The organism is Finegoldia magna (genome assembly GCF_018371055.1).
In the GTDB taxonomy this organism is placed as follows: domain Bacteria; phylum Bacillota; class Clostridia; order Tissierellales; family Peptoniphilaceae; genus Finegoldia; species Finegoldia magna_I.
The window spans coordinates 1-2,813 of the sequence record NZ_JAGYZD010000215.1 but is presented as its reverse complement, the minus strand read 5'-3'; the positions used below and the strand labels follow the sequence as shown (position 1 = coordinate 2,813).

The 2,813-nt window shown below is 32.5% G+C and carries 3 protein-coding genes; all 3 read left to right on the top strand.

The features are described from left to right. Positions 1-472: adenylosuccinate synthetase (locus KHW44_RS08135; protein WP_304068256.1), on the top strand; the 472-nt coding region annotated here is incomplete at its 5' end. A gap of 304 nt (positions 473-776) precedes the next feature. Beyond that, positions 777-1,367 carry a TetR/AcrR family transcriptional regulator gene (locus KHW44_RS08130; RefSeq protein ID WP_304068254.1) on the top strand — a complete coding sequence of 197 codons (591 nt, stop codon included), beginning with the start codon at positions 777-779 and terminating at the stop codon, positions 1,365-1,367. A gap of 13 nt (positions 1,368-1,380) precedes the next feature. Continuing rightward, positions 1,381-2,813: MMPL family transporter (locus KHW44_RS08125; protein ID WP_304068252.1), on the top strand; the 1,433-nt coding region annotated here is incomplete at its 3' end.

The window sequence follows — 2,813 nt, the reverse complement described above, 5'->3', positions numbered from 1 at the left end:
AAAAGCATACACATCAAGAGTTGGAGAAGGTGAATTCCCAACAGAATTGTTCGATGAAGAAGCTGACAAGCTTAGAAAATTAGGCAATGAATTCGGAGCAACTACAGGAAGAAACAGACGTGTAGGTTGGATTGACCTTGCACAACTTCGTTATGCAATCAAAAAGAGCAAAATCAATTCAATTGTCATGACAAAAGCAGACGTATTAAACGGCTACGACAAAGTAAAAGTATGCGTTGGATATGAAATTGACGGCATAGAACAAAAAATGCCATTCATTTCAAATGATTTCAAAAAAGCAAAACCAATCTACAAAGAATTTGACGGTTGGAATGATGTGTTCGAAGTAAACTTCTTAAAATACATGACATTCATCGAAAAAGAATTAGACACAGAAATCTCTTATGTTTCTTATGGCCCAAAAACAGAAGAAATTATGGAAAAAAGAGATTTTATCATGAATATAAAATAAAATATTACAAATTATTCCGTGGATTAGCTTCACGGAATTTTTTGTCCAAATTTAATTGGACTTCAAAAACCAAAAAAATTTTCCTCAAAAATGTTATAAAATTTCAAAAAATTTGTTTTATGAAATTGAAAAATATCGAATAAACAATTAAATTTTAAAATAAACGTTGGTATTTCAATGTTTTAAATCAAAAAAATAAAAACAAAAAAATTTAGGAAAAATGTTGAACATAGTTCAAAAAAGTGGTACAATATAAAACGTCGAAAGAAATGAACGGTGTTCAAAAGATGAAAGGAGGTTAGTTGTGTCGTATTTGGATGAAAAGAAAAAAGATAATAAATTACAAATAATCCAATCTGCAGTTAAGATGTTTGAGAAAAAGGGCGTTGATAAGACGACTATCAGAGATATTATGAATAACACTGATTTGGGATTGGGAACTTTTTATTCGTATTTTAAGGACAAGGAAGATTTGAAGGAACAAATCGTCCTGAAGAAGCTTACTGATTTAGTGGTGGAAACTGAGAAGAAATGTACGCAAGAGGATCACATTGAAAGGTTTATTAGTTTTTTGGATTATATTATTGATTATTATATTGCTAATCCTTTTGAATTTGAACTTGTTGCTAGTAATTTGAACTGGGCTTTGTATGCTAAGGTAGAAAATGATAAGAGATTTTCTGAAACAGACACTGCTCTGAAATACATTTTGAAGAAGTATTCACAGTTGTTCTCAAAGGAATATTCTGATTCACAAAAATTATATATTCTTTCTTTGACGATTGAAACTGTGATTTCAACTTGTAAGCTTGCAATCAGAAAGGATTCTATTTTATCGATTGATGAAATGAAGTCTGTTTTGGTTGGGGTGATTAAACAAATTTTAAATAGATAAGGGTGATTTTTACATGAAGAAATTTTCAGAATTTATAGCTAATCATCCTAAGTTAGTGCTTTTGGTTATGACTTTATTGTTGATTCCATCAATAATTGGTTATAAGGCTACAAATATCAACTACGATATTTTGTCTTATTTGCCAACTGATTTGAAATCTACACAAGGTCAAACTATTTTGGACAAAGATTTCAAAAATGCAGCTACTGGGATGTTAATTTTAAAAGGCACCGATAATGATGCTGAGAAATTAAGAGAAGAAGTGCAAAAAATCGACGGCGTTGAGGATGTTATATCCAAGACTTCAATTTTAGGGCCAACTGTTCCTAACGAATTTTTGCCAGATGATATTAGAGATGTGTTCTATGCCAAAGATAGTACTTTAATGATGGTTAAGTTTAGTGAATCGTCATCTTCAATGAGAACTATGAAGGCGATAGAACAAATCAAACAAATCAATTCGAAAGAAAAATACTTGAGTGGTATTAGTGCTCTTGTAAAAGACACGAAGGATTTGATTGACAAGGAAACGCCGATTTATGTAATGCTTGCTGTGGCACTTGGACTTGTGGTGTTGAGCTTGACGAATGAATCGACGGTAATTCCATTCGTGTTTATGTTGAATATAGGATATGCTGTTGTTTATAATTTTGGGACTAATATATTCTTAGGACAAATATCCTACATTACAAAGGCGATTGCAGCGGTGTTGCAACTTGCCGTTACGATGGATTATTCGATTTTCTTGTATCACAGATATGCAGCGGAAAAGAAAAAGAGAGACTCTCATGCAAAAGCAATGGCGAAAGCTATTGAGGCGACATTCTCATCGCTATTCTCATCTTCACTTACAACTTTTGCAGGTTTCTTGGTTTTAATATTGATGAGATTATCGTTGGGTAAAGATATCGGTCTTGTAATGAGTAAGGGTGTATTCATCGGACTCTTATCTACTTTGGTTGTTCTTCCACCAATGCTACTTCTTACAGAAAAAGCTGTGGACAAATACAATCACAAAGTATTACTTCCGGAATTTACAAAATTACCAAACTTCGTCGTAGATAAGAGAAAAGTGTTGGCATTAGTATTTGTAGTGTTATTTATTCCAGCAATTTATGGATCTGTAAACACAAAATTATACTACAACTTGGATAGATCATTGCCACAAGATTTGGACTCCATAGTATCTCTTAATAAAATGAAGAAAGACTATAACATGGCAAGTACTCATTTTATCGTTGTAAAAGATAATTTATCTAACACTGCTATGGATTCTATGATTGATGAAATAGAACACATCGACGGTATCAATTCAGTTGTCGGAACGAATTCAATCACAGGTGTTACAATTCCTGCGACATTCTTGCCAGACAAACTCAGAGATAACTTCGTAAAAAACGGCTACGAAATGCTTATGGTTAATTCAGAATACCAAACAGCATCTGA